Genomic DNA, 22,818 nt, shown 5'->3' with positions numbered 1-22,818 from the left:
CTGGACGGCCGCGCCGGCATAGCGGCGGATCATGGCTGCATCAGCGTGGCCAGTGATTGCTTGGATGGAATCGCGGGTCATGCCCGGGATCGAGGCTATCTCGGAGGCTGCTGCATAGCGCAGCGCGTCATGTCGTACTCATCCGCGCCGATCTTCTCTCGCACCGCCATGACGTCCTTGTGGGCAAGCTGATAGCTTATCCTAGTGCCGTTAGGGTGGCAGATCATGAACATGCCGCGCCGTTTCTGAGATGCCAGCACGGAGCGCAGGCGGTCTGTCAGGGGGATGTAGAGCTCGGTCTTGGTCTTGCCTTGCGTAAGGGGGAAGCCGTCACCATCCAGGTCTGACCAGCGAAGAGACAGCACGTCATTGACGCGCTGCCCGGTGCCGAGCAGCATCTCGAAGATGAGCAGCGTTCAGCCATCGGCTTCGGCCCGGAATGCGTCGATCAGATCGACCGGCCACGGTTTCCGCTTCCGTCCTGTCGCTTTCAGGCGCTCGACGCCGTGGGCCGGGTTTCGGTCAATCCAGCCGATCTGGATGGCGTAGTTTAGCAGCGCCACGAGGGTGTCGATCTTCCGGTTCGCATCGGTCGGCTTGTCTGCCAAGGCGTCCCGCATCTCATAGATGTGGGGTGTCGCTGGTCCCGTACCAGCTTGAAGCGTGTTCGAACCGCAATAGCCCTGCTCTCCGTATCGGCACGGCGCTCGAGTCGATCCTCATATTGGAATCTGGTGGCGCTCGGGGCTCACCTGGGGCCGGATGGACCGGAGGGTTGCGATCGTCATCGGTCATCAGCCGCCCTTAGTTGAAACACTCGCTCGGAGGGTCCGGCGTTCCATCGCGAAATTCAATTGAAATTCGCCGAGCCGGTGGTTCGGCGAGAAGACCACCTGGCGATGCGCAGCCATTGCTTGCCCGCGTCCCAAGCATCGCTCGTGCCAGCGCGAGCCTCTCCCCACGCTACGCTTGAGATCACGCTTGTTCCCGCGGAGGTGTCCCACCTGGGTCGCGGGAGGCCCCGGAAGATTGACATCACGGACCTTGCGCCATAAATGTATCCCCAATAGGGGACAGTTTTCCAATGCCCGCATCCAACTTGACTGTCAATGAAGCCGCGGAGCTGTCCGGGGTCTCTCTGCGCAGCATCGAAAAAGCTGCCGAGGAAGGCATCGTCACCAAGAAGCTTCTGAAGGGGACGCTCCGCCCGGTGCGAGCGGCCCATGTGCCGTTGCAGATTGTTGCCTACGCATCTGTCATGAAGCGCGTTCAAGGGATCCGGATGGACATCAAGACAAAGAGGCGTCTGTTCAGTTGTATCAAGGGGTTCGGAGATGAGCTGGGGGCGTTCGAACCGATGCCAGGGCTGAGACTTTCAGTCGATACGCTGGCGGCTGACGAATGGGCCAGAGCTTGCCGCTATGTGTCGGCAAAGGCTGAACATCTGGTATCCCGAGACGATGTTCTTGGCGGTGAACCCATTATCAAGGGAACCCGCATCACCTGTCGCTCGGTTCTCGGGAAAGTCGAGACCGGGGACACAATCGACGATCTTATCGCGGACTACCCTGAGATCCCACGCGAGGCATTCGAGGCGGCCGTGACATACGCAAAGACGCACCCCCGCCGGGGCAGACCATCGCAAGGAAAACCGTGGCGCCAGTAAGTCGCGGACAGTTCCTCCAATATGCGTCTGTTTCTCGATGAGTGCATTTCACCCAGGATCGCTCGGAGGCCGCCGTGTTCACATCCGAGAATATGCCGTGTGAAAGAAAAGCTGGTGCCCGACCTGGGTGCACGTGATTGATCCGCGGAGCAATGGCGTCATCACGGGCGGTGCCGGAACGAGTAATACGCACCTTGCCGTCTACATCCTGCGGTCAGAGAGCACCCGTGCTTCGGTCTCGGCATGGATAAAGCTGCCGGAGTTGATCGGCTGCGCTTTCCTGTTTCCTGCACCGAGATCCGCAGGATCGTCGCGAGTGTGATGGTGAAATTGACGCCTCGGACATTTGGTTCACTACGGGAATTCCGCGCTGCGCCGCTCCCGCATCAAGTCCAAATGGATCAACATTGCCATCGAAAACGGGAGGATGGCAGTTGCGGCAAGCAGGGCCATCGTTGTTTCGGCACCGACCTTGTCAATGAGCAATGCCCCGAGCGTCGGGGCGGCTGCGCCAGCCAACAGCATTGGGCGAGCCAAGCGTCCCATTTGAGCGGCATAGTGCTTCGGACCGTAGAGCGCGAGCGGAAGAGCGCCGCGCGCGATGGACCAAAGGCCATTTCCGGTCCCGTATGCGACGAGAGCGGCGGCAGCTGGAAATCCCATCTGTAGCCCCAGGAAGCCGACGAAAACGAGCATGGTCGCTGCAAGCATGGTCCATATCGGGTGATGTCGGCCCCCTCCCATCATTTCGACGACGCGGGCACCGACTTGGGATGGCCCGATCAGAGTGCCGACCGCGATCGCTGCGGCCGTGGTGTAGCCCCCGGCGGTCAGGATCGTCACCATGTGAATGGACCAGATGGTCGCGAGAAGAGTCAGCGTGATGCCTGCGATGACGATACAGAGGAACCTGATATCAGCACGGCGAACGTCAACTTCCGATTGCCGCACCGGTTCATACGTCCTTGCTGCGTGCGCGGCGGAAGCATGCGGTAAGGCCCAGCAGCAAAGGGGCAGCGTTCCGAAGACGTGGATGCCAGCATAGATCAGACAGGTTGAGCGCCAACCGATGCTTTCTACCAGCCAGGCGGAAAGCGGCCAGCACACGGTACTGGCAAAGCCGCCCCAGAGGGTCAGTTGCGTGATCGCGGATCGCGCATCACGTCCATAGGCGGCCCCCAGGACGGAGAAGGCGGCATCGTAGAGCCCGGCAGCCATCCCGAAACCGAGGATGCTCCAGGCGAGCAGATAGACCCAAGGGGCGTGCGCGATGCTGAGAAGGAACAGACCAATGGCGATGAGGGTCATGCCGAGGCAGAGGGTCGCTCTGCCGCCGCTCTGGCCGATCCAGCAACCGACTTTCGGTGCCGCCAAGCCTGACATGAGCAAGGCGACCGATACCCCTGCGGAAATCAGAGCATGACTCCAGCCGGTATCTTCTGCAATCGCACCGGCCAGCGGCGCCATCAGGTAATAGCTGCTGCCCCAGGCGAAGATCTGGACGATCCCGAGCGATGATACGACTTTTGCGCGTGACAGTGTCATTTGCCTGATGCGTCCTCATCCGCACAGCACTCGTCCACCAGGAAGCCCACCAACGCCTTCATCGCAGGATATTCGGCGTGGCAGTGGAGCGTGTTACCGCTGCGCTCCTGTCGGATCAGACCGACGTCGAGCAGCTTCTTCAGATGATGCGACAAGGTCGATGCCGCAAGCCCAAGGGTGTCTTGCACGCGACCGACCGGAGCGCCGCTCTCACCAGCTCGCACGAGTGTCCGGTAGATGTGCAGTCGCGTCACGTTCCCGAGGGCGTCGAGTTGGCGAGAAGCTATTTCGATGTTCATGGAAATAGATGCGCGCCAATTTTCGCAGGCGTCAACATCTATTTCCACCGAGGTCGAATTAGATTGTCTTCAGGTTCACCCGCGCTGACAGTTCGGCATGGGTTTCCTTCCGCCCGGAATAGCGGTCGACCAGATGATCGCGGATGTCGCGCGTCAGCAAGGTGAACTTCACCAGCTCCTCCGTTACGTCGACGATACGATCGTAATAGGGTGGTGGTTTCATCCGCCCGTCCTCCTCGAATTCATTCCACGCCTCGGCAACCGAGGACTGGTTGGGATGGTGAGCAGGCGCGTCCAGCGTCCGAGAGTGCGCAGCTGGTTGACCGTGTTGAAGCTCTGCGATCCGCCGGAGACCTGCATTTCCCTCCGCGTCTTGCCCTGCGTCGGGCCCACGGAACCGAGCGAGAACGGAATTCAGGCGATCTGCGCCTTCACAATGCTGGTCATGGCCCCGTGGCCCCCAGGCGAAGACAAATAGTCCTTCTCCTGACTGGTGGACTATCTTTTCGCCAACTCAGAGCCGCGAAGAGCACTCAATTTTTCGCTTCGGTCTTCCTGACGGGCCCCGATCTTCAGCCGGCTCCTTCGCGGTGCGCTGGCGCTTGTAGCTGATCGTCGGCTGGGTAATCCCCATCGGATACGCCGAAATTGGGCCAACGCCAACGACCGACCGGCTAGAGTGACATCTCCATGAATCCTGTCCTACAACTGAAAAGCGTTGCCAGGATGAGATGCAGACGGCATCATCCTTCAAACAGCAACCATTTGAGAAAGAGCTGTTGAGATATGCCCGATGATTTTGAGAATACGGTGTCTACGACCGGTGCGATCGAAACAGACGGCATTGCGACCGGCGTCATCGAAACCGTTGGCGACGTGGACTGGTTCGCGACACAGCTGGAGGCTGGTCGATACTACGCGATCGATCTGATTTCCACGCCGACCGCCGATAATGTGGGACTGCGAGACCCGTACTTCCTCGGATTGCGAAACGCGCAGGGCGATATTGTCTATGGGACAGAGGACGATGACGGCGGCGAGGGACTGAATTCACGTGTGGTGGTGTCGGTCGCACAGGCGGGAACATACTTTCTAGCGGCAAGCGGCCTCGGTGATAGCATCGGTGCGTACGAGATTCGCCTTTCAACCTATAATTTTACGGACGACTTCGGAGAATCCGCCGAAACCTCTGGGTCCTTCTCGGTGAGCGACAGTGCAACGGGCGAGATCCAGGCAGGCGACATCTGGGAAATCTCGGACGTCGATTGGTTCGCGATAGAACTAACTTCTGGCGAAACCTATTTGTTCGAAACATCGGCGATAAACGGAGAGCAATCGGGTGCCGATTTTCTTCCGGCAATCGAAGGAATATATGATGGAACCGGTGCCTTCATTCCCTCTCAGGAGGAGTATTCGGGGTATTGGTCCGACAAGGTTCTCTTCACGCCCTCGTTAAGTGGGACGTACCATGTCGCCGTGACCAGCTGGGATATTTTCGACGGCGACGGTCACTATGTGCTGGACGCCTCTGTCTACGAACACATCGATGACTTCCCGGCGACGGTCGACACCACGGGGACCTTGGAAGTGGGAGGTGTCGCAACCGGTGAGCTCGAAGACAGCGCCCTCTTCGCCATACCGGATCGAGACTGGTTCGCAGTGGAGCTCGAGGCGGGCGGAATCTACGCATTCGATGTTTGGCCCTCGGATGACGTGTACGCGCCATCAGATGAGTTTGTTATCGATGGGATCTACGACAGCGAAGGCGTCTTGCTCCCGAACGCTGCTGGATATTTCGACTATTGGGGAAACAGTCAGATATTTGCGCCTGAGGAAGACGCTACGTATTTCGTTTCGGTTTCCTCCGACTGGTATGGCCAGGCTGGCACCTACGAGCTTTCCGCAGAGGAGGTCTATCGAGTCGACGGGAATGCTCCTGAGCGTGTGGTCTTTGTCGGAGTAAATGATTATTGGACTGATCATGTGGATGACGGCTTATCGTCCCTGATCATTGGCTCGGAACGAGACAACTTCTTTCGGGGGATTGCCGGAACCGACACGCTCATGGGCGAAGCGGGCGACGATATTCTAATCGCAGACGATTCTTTCGGCAGCGACTGGTGGCCGCGGCTCGAAGAGGCGATCACTCGGCTCTTCGAATTTCTTCTCGATCGTCAGCCGAGCGAGAAGGAACTCGAAACCGGCCTCGATAATGCTTACTACCATTTCTCGGGGCTTACTGAGGCTGCCGCCCACATCATCGGAAGTCCTGAATTCCTGCAGCGCTGGGGTAGACTCGACGGAGAGGAGTTGATCTCGTTCTTCTATTCTCGCCTGCGCGGTGATGTCGTGGATAACGACCCTGGTCGCGAGAATTGGGTCAATCAACTGGATGACCTTCAGGACACACTATGGTCCCCCCTCTACGCCAAGGCCGAGGTCGCCCGTAGCTTCGTCATGAGCGCTGAATACCAAGCGCAAAGCAGCGCTTATGATCTCAAGGTCCGGCTGGAGCAAACCGAAAACATGTGGGAGGATGAGCTCTTCTCCGCTTATCGCGCGGTGTTGGGGCGGAACCCCGATGCCCGTGGCTTCGCGAACTGGCTAGATCGCCTCGAGCGGGGGCTGGACCTGACTGGTCTCGCCGAGAGAATGCTCGCATCGCAGGAGTTCGTGAAGACGTCGAGCGGCCTGCCTGACCGCGACTTCGCCAAACGGATTCTCGAAAATCTCGGGACGGACGCGTCAGAAGCCATTCTCGACGCAGCCGTTGCGCAACTCGACGCGGGGATCGGTCGCGCTGATTTCGTTGCGGTGCAGGTTCTGCTCAGCGAGGACGAAGGACTTGAAGAGTGGATGGTCGCGCAGGGCGAGGATGATGTGCTTGTCGGCAGCGTCGGCAACGACCTGCTCTTTGGCGGCGAAGGAGCGGACAGGTTCGTCTTTGCTCCCGGAGATGGAAAAGACACAGTCGTCGGACTACAATCGTACGATATCATAGACCTGCAGGCCTTCGATTTCACCGACGCCAGTACCGCGCTCGCCGCTTTCCGGCAGGACGGAGACGCGGTGGTATTTGAGGCGGAGGATACGGTTGTCCGGTTCCGTTCCGAGGATCTTACGGGGATCTTCGAGGACATGCTTCAGGTCTGAGGAAGTGGTAATTCCGCCGTAACCGCCTCTGTCAATGTCGTCAGCTATGCTAGTCGGTGCATCAGCCCGCGGTTTCCGTGGATGTCAGCAGAATCAATAATTATGTTTTGCGCGATATCGAACCGTGGCGCGGTGGCTCATGCACCCCGCCCAGGCGTGGCTTGGTATTTGGCGGAAAGCTCTGTGAGAAGGTCTGGAATCGGATGATGGGACAGGCCGATGACGCTACGCACCTTAAGCGCGGACAACAGAGGAACCTAGCGTATTGACAATCCTCGCTACGACATAGGGAGTGGCACAGGGCCATTGCTTGTCATCAAGCCATGGCCCTGTGCGAGGATCCGCGAAACGGTCGGCGTTAGATTTCGACGTCGATTGCTTTACCTTGGTTCTTTGCCAGTTCGACGACCGAACTGGCGACTGCGAGGTCTTGCAGCCCGACGCCGGTGCCATCGAAGATCGTCAACTCGGCGGCACCGCGTCCCTTGAAAGTCCCGGTCACAACGTCGCCGATCGTTGCGATTTCGGCTTCAGAAATTCTCTCCTGGCCATAGGCGTGCTGGAACTCGCCGATCCCGATAGATTGCGCGATTTCATCGGTGAAAAGGCGCGCCCGTGCGACCAAGGCGGGATCAAGCTCTTGCTTGCCTTTCGTGTCAGTTCCCATCGCGGCGATATGCGTGGGCCCACTGACATGAGCGTTCATCAGGATTGGCGCGAAGGAAGAAGTGATCGAGATGATCACATCGGCCTCTTCCCCAAGCTGCTCCAGATCGACTGCTTCGAAGGGCAGGCTGAGCTCTGCGGCGGTGCTGGCGAGCCGGTCGAGCTTGTCCGGGTTCCGGTTCCAGCCGATGACTTTCTCGAAGGCGCCCGCCCGCACGGCGGCGCGCATCTGGAAAGCCGACTGATGGCCGGCGCCGATCACGCCAAGCACCCGCGCGCCTTCGGGCGCAAGGTACTTGATCGAAACCGCCGATGCCGCAGCGGTGCGCAGCGCGGTCAGCAGGTTTCCCCCGACAGCGGCCGAAACCCGCCCGCTGTCCGCATCGAACAGAAATACCGTCGACTGGTGATTGATGATCCCGCGCTTATGGTTGTGCGGCCAGTACCCGCCCGCTTTCAGCCCAAGCGTGGGCGCGGCGGCATCGAAGCCGCCCTTGAATCCATATAGCGCATCCTCGTGCCCCAGCGCCTCGCGCACCACCGGAAAGTTGCGCGCTTTGCCACGCGCCATCGCTGCAAAGACCGCCTCGACGGCGTCGAACGCCGCCTCGGGGGTCATGAGATTCGCGATCTCTTTTTCAGGGACGATCCACATCAGTAGGCCTTCCCGCGTGCGCTGACCGGCCAGACGCATTCGACCTTGCCGTTCCGCACGCCGACATACCAATCGTGCACGTTGGCGGTCGGGTCACAGTGGCCGGGAACAAGCCGCAGCTTTTCATTGACCGCCAGCACCCCGTGCGGATCGGCGATCACGCCATGCTCATCCGAGCACTTGATGTATTCCACATCATCACGCCCGTAGATGACGGGCAGGCCGCTGTCGATCGATTGGGTCTTGAGGCCCGCGTCACAGATCGCTTTGTCGGCCTTTGCGTGGCTCATCACGCTGGTCAGGATGAAGAAGGCGTTTTCCCATTCGCCCGCGTCGATCCGGTTGCCGTCCTTGTCATGGATGCGGCCATAATCGGCATCCATGAACGCGTAGGAGCCGCACTGGAGCTCATTGTAGACGCCGGACGTCGACTCGAAATAATAGCTGCCCGTGCCTCCGCCCGAGACGAGGTCCGTCTCGATGCCTTCGGCCTTCAAAGCCTCCACGGCGTCCTGCACCTGCGCGATGGCCGCGTTGAGCTTTGCCTTGCGATCGTCAAAGCTGTCCATGTGCTGCATTGCACCCTGATAGGCCTGGATGCCGCGATAGGTCAGGTTGTCCGCTTCGACGACGGCCTTGGCAATCTCGACCACCGCCGGGGTCGTGGTAACGCCGCAGCGCCCGGCGCCACAGTCGATCTCGACGAAGACGCCCAGCTCGATCCCGTGTTTTTTCGCGGCCGCCGTCAGGTCTGCCACGTTGGCCGCATCGTCGACGCAGACGATCACCTCCCCGCCGCTGAGCTTGGGAAGCTGCGCCAACCGTTCAATCTTGCCCGCATCGCGCACCTGGTTGGAAACGAGAATTTCCTTGATGCCCGCGCGGGCAAAGACCTCGGCTTCAGACACTTTCTGGCAGCAGACTCCAATGGCGCCGCCAAGCTCCATCTGAAGTTTCAGAACATCAACGGACTTGTGCATTTTGCCATGGGCGCGGTGGCGCATGCCGTGCGCCTTGGCATAGTCGCCCATCTTCCTGATGTTGCGTTCCAGCGCGGCGAGATCGAGCACAAGCGCGGGCGTCTGGATATCGGAGGCATCCATGCCGGGTTTGGCGGGGATGTCGAAGCCAACCTCGTAGGCGTCAAAATCAATCGTGTCTTTCATGGGGGGTCTCCTTCTTAGCCCAGCATCCAGGGCAATTTGTCCAGATCGACGTTGCCGCCGGTGATGATCACGCCGACGCGCTTGCCTTTGAACGCATCGGGGTTCTTGAGGATGGTGGCCAGCGGCACGGCGCTCGAGGGTTCCATGACCACGCGCAGGTGCTTCCAGGTCAGCTTCATCGCGTCGATGATCTCCTGTTCCGAGGCCGTGTAGATCTCGGAGACGTGGTTCGACACGAAGTGCCAGGTCAGGTCCTTGAGCGGCACCAGGAGCCCGTCCGCAATGGTCTTGGGCGCATCGTCAGCGATGATGTGACCGGCCTTGAAGCTGCGATAGGCATCGTCGGCCTGCTCCGGTTCCGCGGCGATGACCCTGGTTTCCGGAGCGAGATGCGACAGCGTCAGGCAGGTGCCCGAGATCATCCCACCGCCGCCGATGGGCGCGACGACCATGTCCAGACCGTCGGTCTGTTCGACGAACTCTCTGGAACAGGTGCCCTGACCCGCGATGACGCGCGGATCGTTGTAGGGGTGAACAAAATCACCGCCCGTGTCCGCCTGCACCTCTGCAAAGGTTGCCTCACGCGAGGACGTCGACGGCTCGCACTCGGTGATCCTGCCGCCGTAGCGGCGCACCGTGTCCTTTTTCGCCTGCGGCGCGGTGCGCGGCATAACCACATTGCAGGGAATGCCCCGCTTCATCGCCGCGTAGCTGAGGCAGGAAGCATGATTGCCCGAGGAATGGGTTGCCACGCCTTTCTTCGCCTGGACCTCATCCAGCCCGAACACCGCGTTCGTCGCACCGCGCACCTTGAAGGCGCCGGGTTCCTGGAAGTTTTCACATTTGAAGAACAGTTGACAGCCTGCAAGTTCGCTCAAGTAGTCCGATACCCGCACTGGTGTACGGCGGATGTGCGGAGCGATCCGTTCATGCGCGGCAAGCATGTCGTCGTAAGCCGGGATATACATCATTTTACTCCCTGCGGTTCAAGCGCTGCGAGCGTAAGTGCTGCCGTGCCGGTGTTGCCGTTGACCGTCTTCGACGCGAGAATGGTGTCGGACACCATTTCGGCGGTGACGGCCGACAATGTCCAACCGAGGTGACCATGGCCGGTGTTGTAGAACACGCGGTCGCGCGCACCCTGGCCGACCTTGGGCATCATGTTCGGCATCATCGGGCGCAGGCCGGCCCACGGAATGGCGTGTTCGGTGCTGACGCCGGGGAAGAACCGTTCGCACCATTTTACCAGGGGACGAACCCGGTCGTCACGAATATCAAGGTTGTAGCCGTTGAATTCGGCCGTACCGGCGATCCGGAACCGGTCTTTGCCCAGACGGCTGGTCACTACTTTCGCTTCATCGTCCAGGAGGCTGATCCATGGAGCCGCGCGCTGGCTCTCCTCATCGTCTAGCCGCACGGTGATCGAATATCCCTTGACCGGATAGACATTCACCCGGTCGCCGAGCTGTGCCGCGATGTTGCGGCTTTCCACGCCTGCACAAACAACGATGGCATCAAACACCTCGACCTGGCTTTCGTTGTTCCGGCTCCAGGTCAGACGCACTTCATTCTTGTCCACCTTCAGCGCATCGACATCCGTTCCGAACCGCAGCACGACCCCGTTCTTCTCGATGGCTTTGGCAAGACCGGTGGTGTAGCGGTGAATGTCGCCGGTAAAGTCGCTCTCGGTATAGTAGCCGCCGTAAAACTCGCCGCTCAGCGCGGGCTCGATCTGGCGGACTTCCTCGGGGACCACTGGTCGGCGTTCGAGCCCACCCTCTGCGAGCAGATTGTTGACCTCGGTGGCGTGATCGAACTCTGCCTTGTTGGTGTAGATGTGAAGGATGCCGCGGTTTTCACAGTCGAACTCGAAGCCGTGGCGTTCGGCCTTTTCGCGTAGCAGACCGCGCGCGGCAATCGCCATGCGGGTCGTCTCGACCGTGTTTGCCCGATACTGCGGGATCGACGCGACAAATTCGGCCATCCAGCTGTACTTGTGCCAACTGGGCTTGGGATTGACCAGGAGCGGTGCGCCCCGCGTCATCATCCACTTCATCCCCTTGAAGACGGTCGACCAGCGGTTCCACGTTTCGGCATTCGAGGCCGACAGCTGTCCGCCATTGGCGAAGGATGTCTGCATGGCCGCATAGCGGTTCCGGTCGAACAGGGTCACCTCGTAGCCTCGGTCGAGGAGGCTTGATGCGGTGGTCACGCCGGTGATCCCGGCGCCGATGACGGCGATAGACTTCATATTTTTCACTCTGGCAATTGGTTCGAATGCGCCGCAGCCGACGCATCCCCCCTCTGTCCTTTTTGCCTGAGAGCTTCACCGCGATTGCGGTTTCCTCCTTCGGCGGATGCATGGGCATCTCTCTCCAGAGTGTCGGGTCGAGCAGTACATTGGCCTGAGAGATTCCGGGGCGTTGCTCCGTCGGCGCGGGCGTGACGCCCGACTCTCCTGCGCGATCCGTAGTGTGTCCTTAAGGATTGGCCGGTGAGTCCGGCAAGGATATTTTGTCAAAAAGAACCCGCGGCGAGGTGCCGCCAGCCATGGCGGTCACGCGGCCGGACATTCCTTTTCCTTGCTACGCCCACCTATATTCATCACCACCGAGGCAGCGATTGCGAGGATACCGGCGGCGGCCGATCCGAACATTTCCGGGATCGGGGACAGAAAGACTGCGAGGCCAACGAGGATCCCGGTCATGGCATTGCTTCGCGTAGCACTTCTGGTGAACATCACGAAAACGGCACCGTAGAGCGCGGGCAGTGTGTAGCCCTTGACCGCTTCACCGATCGCGGCCGGAAGGACATCGATCAGGGCACCGCCAATGAACACGACAGCCACCAGGAAGACGAGGTTCACCAGAACGGAGACCGCGATGCCGATCACGGCGGCAACTTCGGCCTTTCGGCTTCCGGATTCGGCTTCGATGGCGTTCTGGCACGAAATCACCACGGGCATCCGCATGTTGCCGATATTGCCCGACAGGAAGCTCATATAGGTTCCGCAAACGCCCAGAACCGGGAAATACGAGATTGGTTCGACAACCCAGATGACACCGACGAAGGCGAGAATGGCAAGAAAGCCGGTTATAATCGGGCCAACGCCGGGGAAGGCGCCAAGCCCGAAGGAGAGGTAGAGCGCCGGCGTCACACACAGCACCATGGCGATGAGAAGGGTCGTGCGGCCGATGCGGTGGGCGCGCGGGATGAAGCGGGTCTTGTAGAAACCCTCGAGAGTCTGGTCGGTCATTTGGAAAGATCTCCTATTGGGGTTTCGGTCAGGCCAGCGTCAGGCTGACGAGATATCCGGTGGCGATGCCCGCCACGAGGCTCAGCCCGACGCTCCATTCGCGCAGCCATGCGCGGTGCTTGCCTGCGGCATGCAGCCCGACCATACACAGGGCGCTGACGGCAATGGCAGCCAGGTCGTCTGTCGCGACGGCGAACTTGCCGGACCACTCCAGGTCAAGGGAGGTATTGGCGACAAGAACGAAGAAGATCGCAATCGGCGTCGCCGTTCCGGCGGCGCGGATGAGCGCGGGATTGCTGCCGTTGAGCTTGTCCTGCGTCTTGTCGAGGGTCTTGGTCATAAAGAAGGTCGTGGCCAGCCACCCCATTCCGCCAAGGGTCATCACCCAGACCGAGGCCGTGAAGGCCTCTAGCGTATAGTTATCGGTACCGAGTTGTGCACCAACAGCCTTTGCACCCTGATCGGCCGCAACAAATTCGAAGATAGCCGAGCCGATGACACCTACCCGCATCATCGTGACGGGACCGCCGACCATCGCGACCAGCGAGACCGCGACAAAGAATACGGCGATCGCAGGACCGATCGAGTTGATCGTGGCCGTCTTGTAGACGATGTGCCGCTCTTCATTCGACAGAATGTTGAAGCGGTTAGAGAAGGAGAGCGTCATGCGGAGATAGAGTAGCGCCTGTACGACCACGACGCCTACGACGATCGTTGCCAATCCCCATAGGGCGGGGCCGTTGGCAATCTGAAGGACTTGTTCCATTGGTTTTCCTCAAAGTTCGGGGGCCCGATTTTGGGCGTTTGCGTTTAGGCGAGCTCGGCGCGAACCAGATTGCAGAAATAGCTTGCGGCGATGGGCAGGATGTCGTCGTTGAAATCGTAGGCCGGGTTGTGCGGCATCGCGCCGGGACCGGAGCCGACCATGACGTAGTTGCCCGGGATATCCTCGATCATGTAGGCAAAATCTTCGCTTCCGGTCATGGCCGGGGTGTCGCCATGCACCTTCTCGGCTCCGACGGTTGTTTCGGCTGCGGCAATGGCGATGGCTGTTGCCTCTGGGTCATTTACCAGGGGCACGAAGATGTCCTCGAACGCGATCTCGGCGGTGCCGCCATAGGTGGCCGCGACGCCCTTGGCTATCTCTTCCAGCCGGTCGGCCATCTGGGCGCCGATCTCTTTTTTGAAGAAGCGCAGGCAACCTTTTAGCGAAGCCTTGTCGGGGATGACGTTGAAGCTGCTGGTGCCGGCATAGACATCCGTGAACGACACGATGCCGGTCTCGATGGGGTCGATGTTGCGCCCCACGATGCTTTGTGCCGTGGTCACGATGTTCGAGGCGATCTGTGCCGCATCGATCGTGGTGTGGGGCATCGCGGCGTGCCCGCCGCGCCCCTGTACCTTGATGGTAAAGAAGGTGCTACCAGCGGCGGTCCAGCCCTCGCGGGTGAAGATGTGGCCGAACTCGCTTCCGGGCATGTTGTGGTAGGCATAAAGACGGTCGCAGGGGAAGCGGTCCAACAACCCGTCGCTGAGCATGGCGAGCGCGCCGCCAAGACCCTCTTCTGCAGGCTGGAAGATGAAGACGACCTTGCCTGCGAAGTCGCGCTCTCTTGCAAGGTGCCACGCCGTGGCGAGAAGCGTGGCGGTATGGCCGTCGTGGCCGCAGGCATGCATGACGCCAGGCACCTTGGACGCATAGGGCTTTCCGGTTTCTTCGGGGATCGGCAGCGCGTCCATGTCGGCGCGCAGGCCGATGGTCCGGTTCGACGGACGGGAGCCGTTCAGAACGCCCACGATGCCGGTTCCACCAATGCCGGTGTGCACCTCGTCAAAGCCGAATTCCTTCAGTTTCCGCTCCACTAGCTCGGCGGCGAAGCTTTCTTCGAAGCCGAGACCGGGGTTCGCGTGCAGGTCATGGCGCCATCCGACGAATTCGTGCTGCCGCGCTTCGATGTCTTCCAGAATGCTCATTTGGCCCATTTCCTCGTTGTACACTAATCTCATCGCAAGATAGTTGCAAAATAAGATGATTGAACAAAGAAGAAGTTTGGAATTTGATAGGAGTCGGGGTTTGGATTTTCCAAACGCCCGAAAAATAGGCTGATAAGGGGCATTGATGATCAGAAAATGGTCTAAGGGTTTCCGAGAGGGCAACGCGATCTACAAGTTGAACATGCTCGCCAGCGTCGCTATCGATTCGGCTGAGGATCGGTTCGAGGCGCTCACAGGGGGGCTCGACATCCGGACGGTTCGTGTGTTGCGGCTGATCGGTGACCATCCCGGCATCACCTTTGCCGAGATATCGCTGATGGCCGCGCTGGAGCGAAGCCTTGCGTCGCGACTGATCCAGAAGCTGGTGAGAGAGGCGTTTGTCGAACGCCGCAACGACCCGACCGATGCCCGGCGGTTCGGCCTTCACATCACCGAGGCGGGGCAACGCGTGCGCGAACGAGCGGACGAGCTCTCGGAGATCGGAATGGATGTCCTGTTCGAGGCCCTCGATCCGAACGAATACGCAGCCTTCATCGCCACGATGGACAAGCTCGCGGACTGGATCGACAGCGACGCATTCGAGCAAAAGATCGAGACGGCTTTCGCAGACGTGAGCTTAGACGAAGACGGCTCATAGAGGTTCAAAATTGGCGCTGCAGACCGGCGTGAACCAAGGGCACCATATTTAATAGGGAGCACGGCTGGCAATCAACGGTATCGAACAACATCTGCTGCTTGCCCGACACGTGCGTGCTTCAGGGCTTTGCGCGGCGTTGATCAGGGACTGGAAAGCTCAGCTCGCCGGAAGCCAGCAAGACCGGCGCTTGCTATTGCTTGAAGCCGAGCCACTCCCCGCTTGCCTGAGCGAGCCGTCACCTCGGAAACCACCGTTTCTGAAACTGACAAGTCGTCAAAGCCGACCTTGGCTCGGGAGCCCGGTTCGGATCTTACGACTACAAATTTTCTCCTTCGTATGTGAGAATAGGTCGCTACTCTTGGTTCTCTTGCGAACCAATCCAACAACCCGCTCCGTTTTCGGCCGATGAGATACAAGATCCCCGAGGGCACCAACGCAGATTTTCAGCTCGATCGCATCGCGCAAGCCAATGCCATCGTGAGAGACTTCCGAAGCTTTCAGAGCGGCGATCCTCTGAACGACTGGATGAAAGGCACCAAGGCGTCGACAGGGCTCCGAGCCCAGGTTTTCTTTGTGGCCGGCTTTCTGGTTGCCGCTTCTCTCTTCATTGGCTTGGGCTTGGCTGTGACCAAGCTCGCCAAGAGCTCTGTATCAAGCCAAGGCGTCTCCAGTCCTGAATAGCTTGATGTGACCACGACTGCTGCGACTCTGCTCGGGGCAGCATGGGTATTCGATCATGCGGGCAGTCTTCGATCGGGTCAGAACGCTTTCAGGCGTCGGGTCGTTTCGGGATCGAGAAAGCCGGCGACAGTGGCATCTGTCTCGAGTTGAAGAGCTTTGTAAAGATCAGGCATCGCAGCATGGTTGAGAACGCGTTTCATTGCGCGGACCGATAGGAGGGGTAGGCCAGAAAGCCGCTCGGCCGTCTCGATCGCCGTTGTCATCAGTTGATCGTCTTCGACGACTTTCCATGCCAGTCCGATCTGGCCCAGGTCCCGCGCTGAGTACTGATCCCCGAACATCAACATCTCACGGGCCTTGTTTAGCCCGACGAGTGCAGGCAGGAGAGATGTAACGGCTCCGGTGACAAACAGGTTCAGCGACACCTCCGGAAAGAAGCCCTTGGCGTTCTCCGCCCAGATTGGAAAATCGCAATTGATCGCCCACTCGAACCCACCTCCTACGGCCCAGCCGTTGATGGCGCCGACGACCGGCTTGGCGCCCAAGGTAATTGCTTGCGTTGCCCGCTGGATGGCAAGAACAAGGGCTCGTGCTTCCTCGTCCGTCTCTGGATGGACATGTGCCTTGCGATCGTCACCGGCGCAAAAGGCCCTGCCTGTGCCCGTGAAGATGATGACGCGCGTCTCTGGGTCGGTGTTGGCATCCTCGAAGGCTTGGACGACATCGTCGATCAGCTGCCGGTTCATCGCGTTGAGGCTGTCCGGTCGGTTGAGGGAGATCGTCCGGACGCCATTGGGCCCAAGTTGACTCAGCACCGTGTCGTAGCTGAAATGGGTCATTGAAAGCTCCTGATGACGCGCTTTGTCTTTGTCTCAGTACGCGGGAAGGTGCGGGCGGGGCAGAGGGTGATGGTCGCGCTCGCGCCCAAGCGAGACTTGATCGCTTGCTCGACCTTGCGCGCCAGATCATCTGTTTCTGACTCCCCATCAGCCAGCTCAGCGCTGACCGGAAGCGTGTCGTAGGGCGGCGGTGTGTCGAGATTGATGCGGTAGTCGCCCGACAGTTCGGGGATTTCATTGAGCACGGCAGCGACCATCGAAGGGAACATGTTCAGGCCGCGCACCACCACCATATCATCCGAGCGCCCAACGACCGAAAAGCGGAAGCCAGTGCGGCCGCAACTGCAGGGCTCGGTGTCGCCAATCGAGACAATGTCGCCGGTACGAAACCGCACCAGCGGCTGGCACTCACGGACGAGATGGGTCAGCACCAGTTCGCCGCTGGCGCCCGGCTCCAGCGCAATCGGTGCGCCGCTATCTGGATTGATGAGCTCGGGGTACAGCACGTCCGCGGCCATGAAATGCAATCGGGTGTCATGAGGACATTCGGCACCGAAGTTCGAAAAGACATCCGACACGCCGTAGTTCGCATTGCGCGGTTCCATGCCCCAAGTCTCGCGCAGCCGGGCGCGGAAGGCTGGGTCATCGAGCCCCGGCTCACCCCCAAACAAGCCCAGTTTCAGACCGAGGTCACGTGGGGTAAGCTGGGGAAACGTCTCATCGATCACGCGCTCCAGCACTGCCGGATAGGAGGGAGTGCAGGAGATCGCAGTGACCCCGACCTCTTTTATCGTACGAACCAACAGTTCGGTTGATCCGACACCAAAAGGGACCACCAACGCTCCGGTTTCCTCCAGCGTCATGTGATCGGTCAGGCCGCCCATCCACATTTGGTAGTTGAGGCAATGCACCACCGTGTGGTTGGGCTCCAGCCCCGCCGAACGGTGGCAGCGTCCGCCAACTTCTTGAGTGATCCGCGTATCGAGCGCGGAGAGAGCGAGGTTCATCGCCTGTCCTGTAGTTCCCGAAGTCCGGTGCAGGCGTCTGGCTTTTCGCCGTGGGGCAGCAAGGTAATCGCCGAACGGCGGATGTTCGGCCTGCGAAAGCCGCAGTTGGGATTTGTCGGACAGGGGAAGCTCGGGCAGATCCCGGAGATTATCCGGAGGCATGCAGCCTTGCCAAAGAGCGCGGTAGAAGGAAGAGGATGAGGCAACATAGGCACGTTGGGCCTGCCACATAGCTTCGATATGTGGCCTTAAGTCCGCGGCCGAGAGCTTTTCGGCGCCAGTGATCGTGCTCATCGCGACATCCCCCTTTCCCAGATCAATGAAAGGGTTTCGAGGACCGCTTCTCGATCCTGCGAAATCTCAATGATGTTTGGATCTTTCGACAGCAGCAGGTTGGAGAGATACTGATCGACCATTCCCCCAAGTGCATAGGCGCGCCGAAGCAGTTCCGTACGGGGGAGTGCCTCGGTACCGCCTTCACGCTGCTGCCGCCGCTCGACGGACGCGACGACCACTTCAATCCATTCTCGGTTCGACATCTGAAACGCGGCCTGTGCTTCCGGGAAGCCTTCGAGGGGGTGGATCAGGCACCGCATCAGGCCACTGTTCTGCTGGAAAAGGTCGAGATAGGCCCGTGTCGCCGCCCGAGGGGTATGCTCGCACTCAGCGCTGCTTGCAGCCCGCATCGACGATTGGAGGAACGACACGAAATCCGCGAGCAGAGTATTGAGCAGGACATTTCGATCCGGAAAGTAGATGTAGAATGTTCCATTCGAGACGCCGGCCATCTGGCAGATGTTCGCGATCGTTAGGCCCGGCTGGCCGTCCGTCTGGAGAATCTTGGAGGCGGCGATCTTGAGTTGGACCCGGGTCCGCTCTCCCTTCGTGCGCCCTTCGCAGGGCAACGCAAGGTGTTGCGAAAAGGAGAGCATTCCGTGGTCGTTTGATGCATTTCCCATCGTACACTCTCGAATGAACCTGAATCCATATTCATAAAATTCTCCTGGGCGTGTCAACGCTGACGTACTCGTCGGGCGTCCGCAGTCGGGGCCGCTCGACATCAAAGAAGGACTGGGATGTGACTGATTGAATGCCGCAGATGGACCCAGTGATCGAAAGCATGGACCAAGATCTTGAAGGGGGGGCGAAGACAGTCGCTAAGGCGACTTCTGCAATCATGCCCGTCTTTTTTCCTGTGCCATCCAGTCACTCGCGGCACCGCGCCACACCCATGCGGATGAGATCCGCGCCGCTGCGAGTCACATAGCCGTGGGTGACGAAGCGCGCGCTGGTCAGGAACCAGTCGCGCAGCGGCGGCGGGTAGTGCGCCGCCATGCGTCGCGACCAGTAATCGAAGCGGTCATAGCGGATCGGCTCGTATAGATAGATGGGGCCGTGAAAGCCGAACTCCGTTCCTGGGCTGACGCAGACATTGCCCGCACCAAGATAGAGCGTGCAGGACGAGAGGCAGTATCTGCCTCGGATCTCGACTCGGACGCCCTGCGCCCGCAGCGCTCGGACCTCGGACAGCCGCAGACGGAGCTGCCCGCCGCCATCGTCGCCCACCACCCGCACCGGCCGGACGGCGGTTCCCCATTGCGGTGCTCCCTGTCCCGGCGACGCGCCGAGTAGCATCGCTGCGACAAACAGGGCAGGGGATATAATGCGGACAAGGAAAGACACGGTGCAGAGGCGGACCAAGTTCAGCGTCTATTCGAGCGAGCCGCCGTCTCGCGGTTCATGGAGACGGGGCTTAGAAACGCGGGGCTATTCAGAGAAATTATCGCGTCACTGCGAGAGGAGTTTCGCCTTTTGAGCCTGGAACTCCTCCTCGGAGAGCAGGCCTTTCTCCTTGAGGGAGCCAAGCTTCTCAAGTTCATCGGCAGCTGAAACCTGGACGACCGAGCGAATATAGTCGCGCTGTGTGTCTTCGAGTTTAGCCAGTGCAGCCGCGTTATGCGCCTGCATCTTGTCGCCGCGGGCAAAGAGATACGAGAGCACGCCAAGCCATGGGATGAGAATGACGAAGGCAACCCATGCCGCTTTGTAGATGCCGCGCAGGTCATCTGAGCGGAAAATGTCCGTGACGACTGAAATCATCACCCAGAACCAGGCCACCATCAAGAATAGCCAGAAGATGGACCAAATGATGTCAAAGAAGCCGATCGAATTTTCCATGAGATGTCCTTACCGAAATTGAACTAAGTATGCAGCCGCATGTGGATTCTGAACTGATACGGTGGGTGCCCCGGTTTACCCGGAGGCTGACTACTCTGCTTCACGCGAGTTTATCGAACTTGTTCCCCTGTTCATAGAACTTCTCCTCGGCCTTTGCTGCTCATAGAAGGTCAGGGGCGATCGGCAAAACCCGGCAGATAGGCTCGACCCCATACTCGGTCATACAAGAAATACCCAGGCACTGGCGCGATGCTGTTCCTCATGGGGCATGCGCTGGTGAGGGGGCGGGCTCGGCGTCAAGGGGGGCTGGCGCGGAAATTTGCCGAACGAGATCACATTCGCTCCACCAAAACGCAATCTTAGGGTATCTTATGGCAACCATAGAGGGAGTCGGGCAATGGCAGTGCTAGACGGTACCAACGATGTGTTCGTGTTCTTCAGCGCTGAGGAGAGTGAAGGTCAGATAGAGATCCTGAGTTATTCCTTTGGTTTCCAGTTCGGCGGATTTTACTTGAGCGGAGAGGTCCACAACAGCGGCGAGGATCTTGACCCGAGCGAACTTAGCTTCGACGTTTCCAACACGTTTGACATCTGGACTAACCCGAAAACGGACGAGACCCACGTGTCGGGCGAATTCAACACCACCGCACTCGACTTTACGTCTTCGCAGGAAGCTGAGATCCTCTTCGCAACCTCGATAGAGTACGGGCTAATAGCCGGTCTGCTTAGCTAGACTTGGGGTCTTTTAGTGGGAAAAGCCGTCTAACCAACCTACGCTGAACGGTGCTGTAAATCATTGCATGACCGCTGGATCAAATCCCTGCGCAAGTACGACCTGGGTATCCGTCGTGGATTTGTGACGATGATGCATGATCTGGTTCTGGTACTCGTCGCTCTTGAAGCAGGCCAGAGCACTTTCCTTCGACGGAAAACGGATGATGGCGTGCATCATCTTTCGATCGCCTTCGATCGCTTCGGCCTCTGTATCGGAAGCCAGCAACTCCCCTTCGTAGTTCTGTAACAGACGCCAGACCTTCGGAGGGTATTTCTGGAACTCCTCAAAATCGACGATGTCGTAGCTGATGATGAAGTAGGCGGACATTGCTGTTCCTTGCATTGATGAGACTTGTCCAATCCTTCATCCCGCGCCGAGGCGCGGGATGAAGGATTGGACGGGATCGACGTGAGACGATTTCCGTGGCGGGATGCGCCTATCCGAAGCCGGCAAAATCTGGGCCCGGCGGCGCAGGGAAGTTGCCCCAGCTGCCATGCCAGTAATCGACCAGTGCCCGCACCAGGTCTTGGCCGAAATCCAGCTTGGCGTAAGGATGCTGAGAGAATTCAGGGCTTTGCCGCACAGCGTCCGGAAGGTCGGATATCTGCCACAGTCCACGTGTCATGGCGAAACTGCCGATAAGCAACCTGACGCCCACGCCTGGTTGCAATGCAAGTGTGGTGTCCACGACGGCTCCAGCATCTTCGATGACGGATGCAAGCTGCATCTTGATATCGAGCAGCTTGTTTTCCGGTAGATTGGGTTCAAGAATTGCATACCCCATGGAGTCCAGCCGCATCAGCGACGGATGGGCAACGATATGGCCTGCGTAACGCGCGATGAAGTCAGAGACGGTTCGTTCAGAGTCCCCCGAGGCTCGTTCGAAACACGCGATCACAAGGCCGATGAAGTTGCGCCAATCCCGAACGAGCAGCGAGGAGAAGACCTGCTCTTTGCTGTCAAAGTAGAGGTAGACAGTACCCTTGGCGAGTCCGGCCCGCGCGGCGATGGACGCGACCGACGGGAGGCGACGCGTGTCTTCAAGGTAAAGCGCCAGGGCAGCAGCGAGGATGGCCTCCCGCCGCGCTTCCTTGTCTTCGATGCCGGTCGCGTATTGCACCATCGGTTCAGCCCGCATTCGTCAGTAGGCACCCCATCAGCCTTGTCATGACACCACGCGGCATCAGGCGTGAGCAAAAGGCAGTTAGGCAGTTCATCCCGCCTGGTACGACATTCCGCCGCCCTTTCAGCAATGCTTTGATACCGATCTCGGCGACTTGAGAGGGCACAAGCATCGTGGAGCGCAAGAAGGCGCTCGGATTGTGGCCGGACGCGTCAAGGAACCCGGTATCCATGAGGCCCGGGGACAATACGGTCACGCTGACCCCTTTGGGAGAGAGTTCTTCGTGCAACGCTTCGCCTAAGTGCAGGACGTAAGCCTTGCTCGCCGCATATACCGCGTAGCTCGGACACGCTGCATAGGCGGTGAGGCTCCCGACCAGCATGATGCGTCCACGCCCCCGTTGTGCCATCTCCATTCCGAAGAGGCGGGAAAGCTCGGTAAGGCTCCCCATGTTGATGCGCAGCATCTCGTCCGTTGCATCAGCCGAATAATCGAGGAAGCCGCCATGCCGGCCGAGGCCTGCGTTATTTACCAGGATGTCGATCGCAATTCCTCTTTCGGACAGCCGCTTGTGAAGACCGGCTGCGGCACTGGGGGCTGCCAGATCACAAGCCTCGACGGTGACCTCGACACCAAAGCGCGTTTTGAGATCGGAGGCCAGCGCCTCAAGCGCATCCTGGCTGCGCGCCGACAGCACGATGTTGCACCGACGTTCCGCGAGGTGTCCTGCCAGTTCCGCCCCCAATCCACCTGTCGCGCCTGTCACAAGCGCCCAGTTTCCCTTGATTCCCACGTCCCACTCCAAAATGACTGCTGGTCATAAATATTCTGACCGGCGGTCACCTTCAAGTGGTAGATCGTTCTGTTGTCGGAGAGAACCAGCGCCTCACATTGTGTGGTGCAGTTTCAGCTCAGGACGGTTCCGATTGACCTTCGCTGCGCACAAACCGAACGGCTGAGACAAGAAGCCAAATTGCCTATTCCCGGCTCAACCAAGGCCTCGAAAGCGGTCGTTCAGGCAGCCTTCTCTGATCACGACCTCCCAGCTGATATGGTCACGCAAGAACCAAGACGCTGGCAAGCGGAGAACGACGGATGCCGCGCCGAGCGATCCCTCCAAGACTGATCCGAGGTGTCCTTTTTGTCTCAGCCCTCGGGCGTATACCAGATCGGCGAG

General features: G+C 59.4%; 24 protein-coding genes, 1 pseudogene and 1 riboswitch. Of the genes and pseudogenes, 5 read left to right on the top strand and 20 right to left on the bottom strand.

Annotated elements, in window-relative coordinates; all coding sequences use genetic code 11:
* Window positions 1-95 precede the first annotated feature (95 nt).
* Complete coding sequence (locus AC6RA4_RS05960) at window positions 96-398, bottom strand: tyrosine-type recombinase/integrase (RefSeq protein WP_500158367.1); 303 nt, start codon at window positions 396-398, stop codon at window positions 96-98.
* Window positions 399-416: 18 nt separating this feature from the next.
* The gene (locus AC6RA4_RS05955) at window positions 417-608 is read right to left on the bottom strand and encodes a hypothetical protein (RefSeq protein WP_500158365.1); all 192 of its coding nucleotides are present in this window, start codon (window positions 606-608) and stop codon (window positions 417-419) included.
* Between the two features lie 476 nt (window positions 609-1,084).
* On the opposite strand from AC6RA4_RS05955, the gene AC6RA4_RS05950 reads away from it, so the two are divergent.
* The gene (locus tag AC6RA4_RS05950) at window positions 1,085-1,666 is read left to right on the top strand and encodes a DUF433 domain-containing protein (protein ID WP_500158363.1); all 582 of its coding nucleotides are present in this window, start codon (window positions 1,085-1,087) and stop codon (window positions 1,664-1,666) included.
* Window positions 1,667-2,020: 354 nt separating this feature from the next.
* Here AC6RA4_RS05950 and AC6RA4_RS05945 read toward each other — a convergent pair whose 3' ends face one another.
* The 3 genes and pseudogenes from AC6RA4_RS05945 to AC6RA4_RS05935 all read right to left on the bottom strand — a co-directional run.
* Window positions 2,021-3,211, bottom strand: coding sequence for an MFS transporter (locus AC6RA4_RS05945; protein WP_500158361.1), 1,191 nt, complete (start codon window positions 3,209-3,211; stop codon window positions 2,021-2,023).
* Complete coding sequence (locus AC6RA4_RS05940) at window positions 3,208-3,510, bottom strand: ArsR/SmtB family transcription factor (protein ID WP_500158359.1); 303 nt, start codon at window positions 3,508-3,510, stop codon at window positions 3,208-3,210. Before AC6RA4_RS05940 ends, AC6RA4_RS05945 begins: the two co-directional genes overlap by 4 nt.
* Before the next feature lie 58 nt (window positions 3,511-3,568).
* A pseudogene (locus tag AC6RA4_RS05935) lies at window positions 3,569-3,978 on the bottom strand (NADPH-dependent FMN reductase family protein); the annotation flags it as partial.
* Between the two features lie 318 nt (window positions 3,979-4,296).
* Here AC6RA4_RS05935 and AC6RA4_RS05930 point away from each other — a divergent pair.
* A complete protein-coding gene (locus AC6RA4_RS05930; protein WP_500158357.1) occupies window positions 4,297-6,663 on the top strand; it encodes a hypothetical protein in 2,367 nt (788 codons plus the stop codon).
* Between the two features lie 358 nt (window positions 6,664-7,021).
* Here AC6RA4_RS05930 and bhcD read toward each other — a convergent pair whose 3' ends face one another.
* The 7 genes from bhcD to AC6RA4_RS05895 all read right to left on the bottom strand — a co-directional run bounded on the left by bhcD (window position 7,022) and on the right by AC6RA4_RS05895 (window position 14,380).
* Window positions 7,022-7,984: an iminosuccinate reductase BhcD gene (bhcD, locus tag AC6RA4_RS05925; protein WP_500158355.1), complete on the bottom strand. Its 963-nt coding sequence runs from the start codon at window positions 7,982-7,984 to the stop codon at window positions 7,022-7,024.
* Window positions 7,984-9,150 (bottom strand): 3-hydroxy-D-aspartate aldolase BhcC, encoded by a 1,167-nt coding sequence (gene bhcC, locus AC6RA4_RS05920; RefSeq protein WP_500158353.1) that lies wholly within the window; start codon window positions 9,148-9,150, stop codon window positions 7,984-7,986. The genes bhcD and bhcC overlap by 1 nt, the downstream gene beginning before the upstream one ends.
* Before the next feature lie 14 nt (window positions 9,151-9,164).
* Window positions 9,165-10,118: a beta-hydroxyaspartate dehydratase BhcB gene (bhcB, locus tag AC6RA4_RS05915; protein WP_500158351.1), complete on the bottom strand. Its 954-nt coding sequence runs from the start codon at window positions 10,116-10,118 to the stop codon at window positions 9,165-9,167.
* Complete coding sequence (locus AC6RA4_RS05910; RefSeq protein WP_500158349.1) at window positions 10,118-11,401, bottom strand: D-amino acid dehydrogenase; 1,284 nt, start codon at window positions 11,399-11,401, stop codon at window positions 10,118-10,120. The genes bhcB and AC6RA4_RS05910 overlap by 1 nt, the downstream gene beginning before the upstream one ends.
* A gap of 132 nt (window positions 11,402-11,533) precedes the next feature.
* Window positions 11,534-11,621: riboswitch (glycine riboswitch) on the bottom strand.
* A gap of 86 nt (window positions 11,622-11,707) precedes the next feature.
* Complete coding sequence (locus AC6RA4_RS05905) at window positions 11,708-12,406, bottom strand: hypothetical protein (protein ID WP_500158347.1); 699 nt, start codon at window positions 12,404-12,406, stop codon at window positions 11,708-11,710.
* A gap of 28 nt (window positions 12,407-12,434) precedes the next feature.
* Complete coding sequence (locus AC6RA4_RS05900) at window positions 12,435-13,172, bottom strand: DUF5058 family protein (protein ID WP_500158345.1); 738 nt, start codon at window positions 13,170-13,172, stop codon at window positions 12,435-12,437.
* A gap of 44 nt (window positions 13,173-13,216) precedes the next feature.
* Window positions 13,217-14,380 (bottom strand): amidohydrolase, encoded by a 1,164-nt coding sequence (locus AC6RA4_RS05895; RefSeq protein ID WP_500158343.1) that lies wholly within the window; start codon window positions 14,378-14,380, stop codon window positions 13,217-13,219.
* Between the two features lie 145 nt (window positions 14,381-14,525).
* Here AC6RA4_RS05895 and AC6RA4_RS05890 point away from each other — a divergent pair, with 145 nt between their 5' ends.
* Both AC6RA4_RS05890 and AC6RA4_RS05885 read left to right on the top strand, forming a co-directional pair.
* A complete protein-coding gene (locus tag AC6RA4_RS05890; protein ID WP_500158341.1) occupies window positions 14,526-15,038 on the top strand; it encodes a MarR family winged helix-turn-helix transcriptional regulator in 513 nt (170 codons plus the stop codon).
* A 405-nt stretch (window positions 15,039-15,443) separates the two neighbouring features.
* Window positions 15,444-15,719, top strand: coding sequence for a hypothetical protein (locus tag AC6RA4_RS05885; protein ID WP_500158339.1), 276 nt, complete (start codon window positions 15,444-15,446; stop codon window positions 15,717-15,719).
* 77 nt (window positions 15,720-15,796) lie between these two features.
* Here the strand turns inward: AC6RA4_RS05885 and AC6RA4_RS05880 are convergent, their stop codons facing one another.
* The 5 genes from AC6RA4_RS05880 to AC6RA4_RS05860 form a co-directional block, all read right to left on the bottom strand.
* Complete coding sequence (locus AC6RA4_RS05880) at window positions 15,797-16,558, bottom strand: enoyl-CoA hydratase/isomerase family protein (RefSeq protein WP_500158337.1); 762 nt, start codon at window positions 16,556-16,558, stop codon at window positions 15,797-15,799.
* Window positions 16,555-17,859 carry a phenylacetate--CoA ligase family protein gene (locus AC6RA4_RS05875; RefSeq protein ID WP_500158335.1) on the bottom strand — a complete coding sequence of 435 codons (1,305 nt, stop codon included), beginning with the start codon at window positions 17,857-17,859 and terminating at the stop codon, window positions 16,555-16,557. The genes AC6RA4_RS05880 and AC6RA4_RS05875 overlap by 4 nt, the downstream gene beginning before the upstream one ends.
* A complete protein-coding gene (locus AC6RA4_RS05870; protein ID WP_500158333.1) occupies window positions 17,856-18,497 on the bottom strand; it encodes a TetR/AcrR family transcriptional regulator in 642 nt (213 codons plus the stop codon). The genes AC6RA4_RS05875 and AC6RA4_RS05870 overlap by 4 nt, the downstream gene beginning before the upstream one ends.
* Window positions 18,498-18,771: 274 nt before the next feature.
* Window positions 18,772-19,131, bottom strand: a complete 360-nt coding sequence (locus tag AC6RA4_RS05865) for a hypothetical protein (protein ID WP_500158331.1) — start codon at window positions 19,129-19,131, stop codon at window positions 18,772-18,774.
* Window positions 19,132-19,353: 222 nt separating this feature from the next.
* Window positions 19,354-19,743 (bottom strand): SHOCT domain-containing protein, encoded by a 390-nt coding sequence (locus AC6RA4_RS05860; protein WP_500158329.1) that lies wholly within the window; start codon window positions 19,741-19,743, stop codon window positions 19,354-19,356.
* 397 nt (window positions 19,744-20,140) lie between these two features.
* Between AC6RA4_RS05860 and AC6RA4_RS05855 the strand changes: the two genes are divergently transcribed.
* The gene (locus AC6RA4_RS05855) at window positions 20,141-20,476 is read left to right on the top strand and encodes a hypothetical protein (RefSeq protein ID WP_500158327.1); all 336 of its coding nucleotides are present in this window, start codon (window positions 20,141-20,143) and stop codon (window positions 20,474-20,476) included.
* A 60-nt stretch (window positions 20,477-20,536) separates the two neighbouring features.
* Here the strand turns inward: AC6RA4_RS05855 and AC6RA4_RS05850 are convergent, their stop codons facing one another.
* The 3 genes from AC6RA4_RS05850 to AC6RA4_RS05840 form a co-directional block, all read right to left on the bottom strand.
* On the bottom strand, window positions 20,537-20,845 hold the full coding sequence (locus AC6RA4_RS05850) for a DUF1330 domain-containing protein (RefSeq protein ID WP_500158325.1): 309 nt from the start codon (window positions 20,843-20,845) through the stop codon (window positions 20,537-20,539).
* 109 nt (window positions 20,846-20,954) lie between these two features.
* Entirely contained in the window at window positions 20,955-21,641 is a 687-nt protein-coding gene (locus AC6RA4_RS05845; RefSeq protein WP_500158323.1) for a TetR/AcrR family transcriptional regulator, read from the bottom strand.
* Between the two features lie 4 nt (window positions 21,642-21,645).
* Window positions 21,646-22,434, bottom strand: coding sequence for an SDR family NAD(P)-dependent oxidoreductase (locus tag AC6RA4_RS05840; RefSeq protein WP_500158321.1), 789 nt, complete (start codon window positions 22,432-22,434; stop codon window positions 21,646-21,648).
* Window positions 22,435-22,818: the final 384 nt, after the last annotated feature.

It is taken from the genome of Salipiger sp. (genome assembly GCF_059781815.1).
This window is presented reverse-complemented; position numbering and strand designations above follow the sequence as displayed.

Bases quoted from the DNA above. Each gene is read 5' to 3' on its own strand.
- AC6RA4_RS05960 (WP_500158367.1), bottom strand. From the start codon at position 398: ATGCTGCTCGGCACCGGGCAGCGCGTCAATGACGTGCTGTCTCTTCGC.
- AC6RA4_RS05950 (WP_500158363.1), top strand. From the start codon at position 1,085: ATGCCCGCATCCAACTTGACTGTCAATGAAGCCGCGGAGCTGTCCGGG.
- AC6RA4_RS05945 (WP_500158361.1), bottom strand. From the start codon at position 3,211: ATGACACTGTCACGCGCAAAAGTCGTATCATCGCTCGGGATCGTCCAG.
- AC6RA4_RS05940 (WP_500158359.1), bottom strand. From the start codon at position 3,510: ATGAACATCGAAATAGCTTCTCGCCAACTCGACGCCCTCGGGAACGTG.
- AC6RA4_RS05930 (WP_500158357.1), top strand. From the start codon at position 4,297: ATGCCCGATGATTTTGAGAATACGGTGTCTACGACCGGTGCGATCGAA.
- bhcD (WP_500158355.1), bottom strand. From the start codon at position 7,984: ATGTGGATCGTCCCTGAAAAAGAGATCGCGAATCTCATGACCCCCGAG.
- bhcC (WP_500158353.1), bottom strand. From the start codon at position 9,150: ATGAAAGACACGATTGATTTTGACGCCTACGAGGTTGGCTTCGACATC.
- bhcB (WP_500158351.1), bottom strand. From the start codon at position 10,118: ATGTATATCCCGGCTTACGACGACATGCTTGCCGCGCATGAACGGATC.
- AC6RA4_RS05910 (WP_500158349.1), bottom strand. From the start codon at position 11,401: ATGAAGTCTATCGCCGTCATCGGCGCCGGGATCACCGGCGTGACCACC.
- AC6RA4_RS05905 (WP_500158347.1), bottom strand. From the start codon at position 12,406: ATGACCGACCAGACTCTCGAGGGTTTCTACAAGACCCGCTTCATCCCG.
- AC6RA4_RS05900 (WP_500158345.1), bottom strand. From the start codon at position 13,172: ATGGAACAAGTCCTTCAGATTGCCAACGGCCCCGCCCTATGGGGATTG.
- AC6RA4_RS05895 (WP_500158343.1), bottom strand. From the start codon at position 14,380: ATGAGCATTCTGGAAGACATCGAAGCGCGGCAGCACGAATTCGTCGGA.
- AC6RA4_RS05890 (WP_500158341.1), top strand. From the start codon at position 14,526: ATGATCAGAAAATGGTCTAAGGGTTTCCGAGAGGGCAACGCGATCTAC.
- AC6RA4_RS05885 (WP_500158339.1), top strand. From the start codon at position 15,444: ATGAGATACAAGATCCCCGAGGGCACCAACGCAGATTTTCAGCTCGAT.
- AC6RA4_RS05880 (WP_500158337.1), bottom strand. From the start codon at position 16,558: ATGACCCATTTCAGCTACGACACGGTGCTGAGTCAACTTGGGCCCAAT.
- AC6RA4_RS05875 (WP_500158335.1), bottom strand. From the start codon at position 17,859: ATGAGCACGATCACTGGCGCCGAAAAGCTCTCGGCCGCGGACTTAAGG.
- AC6RA4_RS05870 (WP_500158333.1), bottom strand. From the start codon at position 18,497: ATGCTCTCCTTTTCGCAACACCTTGCGTTGCCCTGCGAAGGGCGCACG.
- AC6RA4_RS05860 (WP_500158329.1), bottom strand. From the start codon at position 19,743: ATGGAAAATTCGATCGGCTTCTTTGACATCATTTGGTCCATCTTCTGG.
- AC6RA4_RS05855 (WP_500158327.1), top strand. From the start codon at position 20,141: ATGGCAGTGCTAGACGGTACCAACGATGTGTTCGTGTTCTTCAGCGCT.
- AC6RA4_RS05850 (WP_500158325.1), bottom strand. From the start codon at position 20,845: ATGTCCGCCTACTTCATCATCAGCTACGACATCGTCGATTTTGAGGAG.
- AC6RA4_RS05845 (WP_500158323.1), bottom strand. From the start codon at position 21,641: ATGGTGCAATACGCGACCGGCATCGAAGACAAGGAAGCGCGGCGGGAG.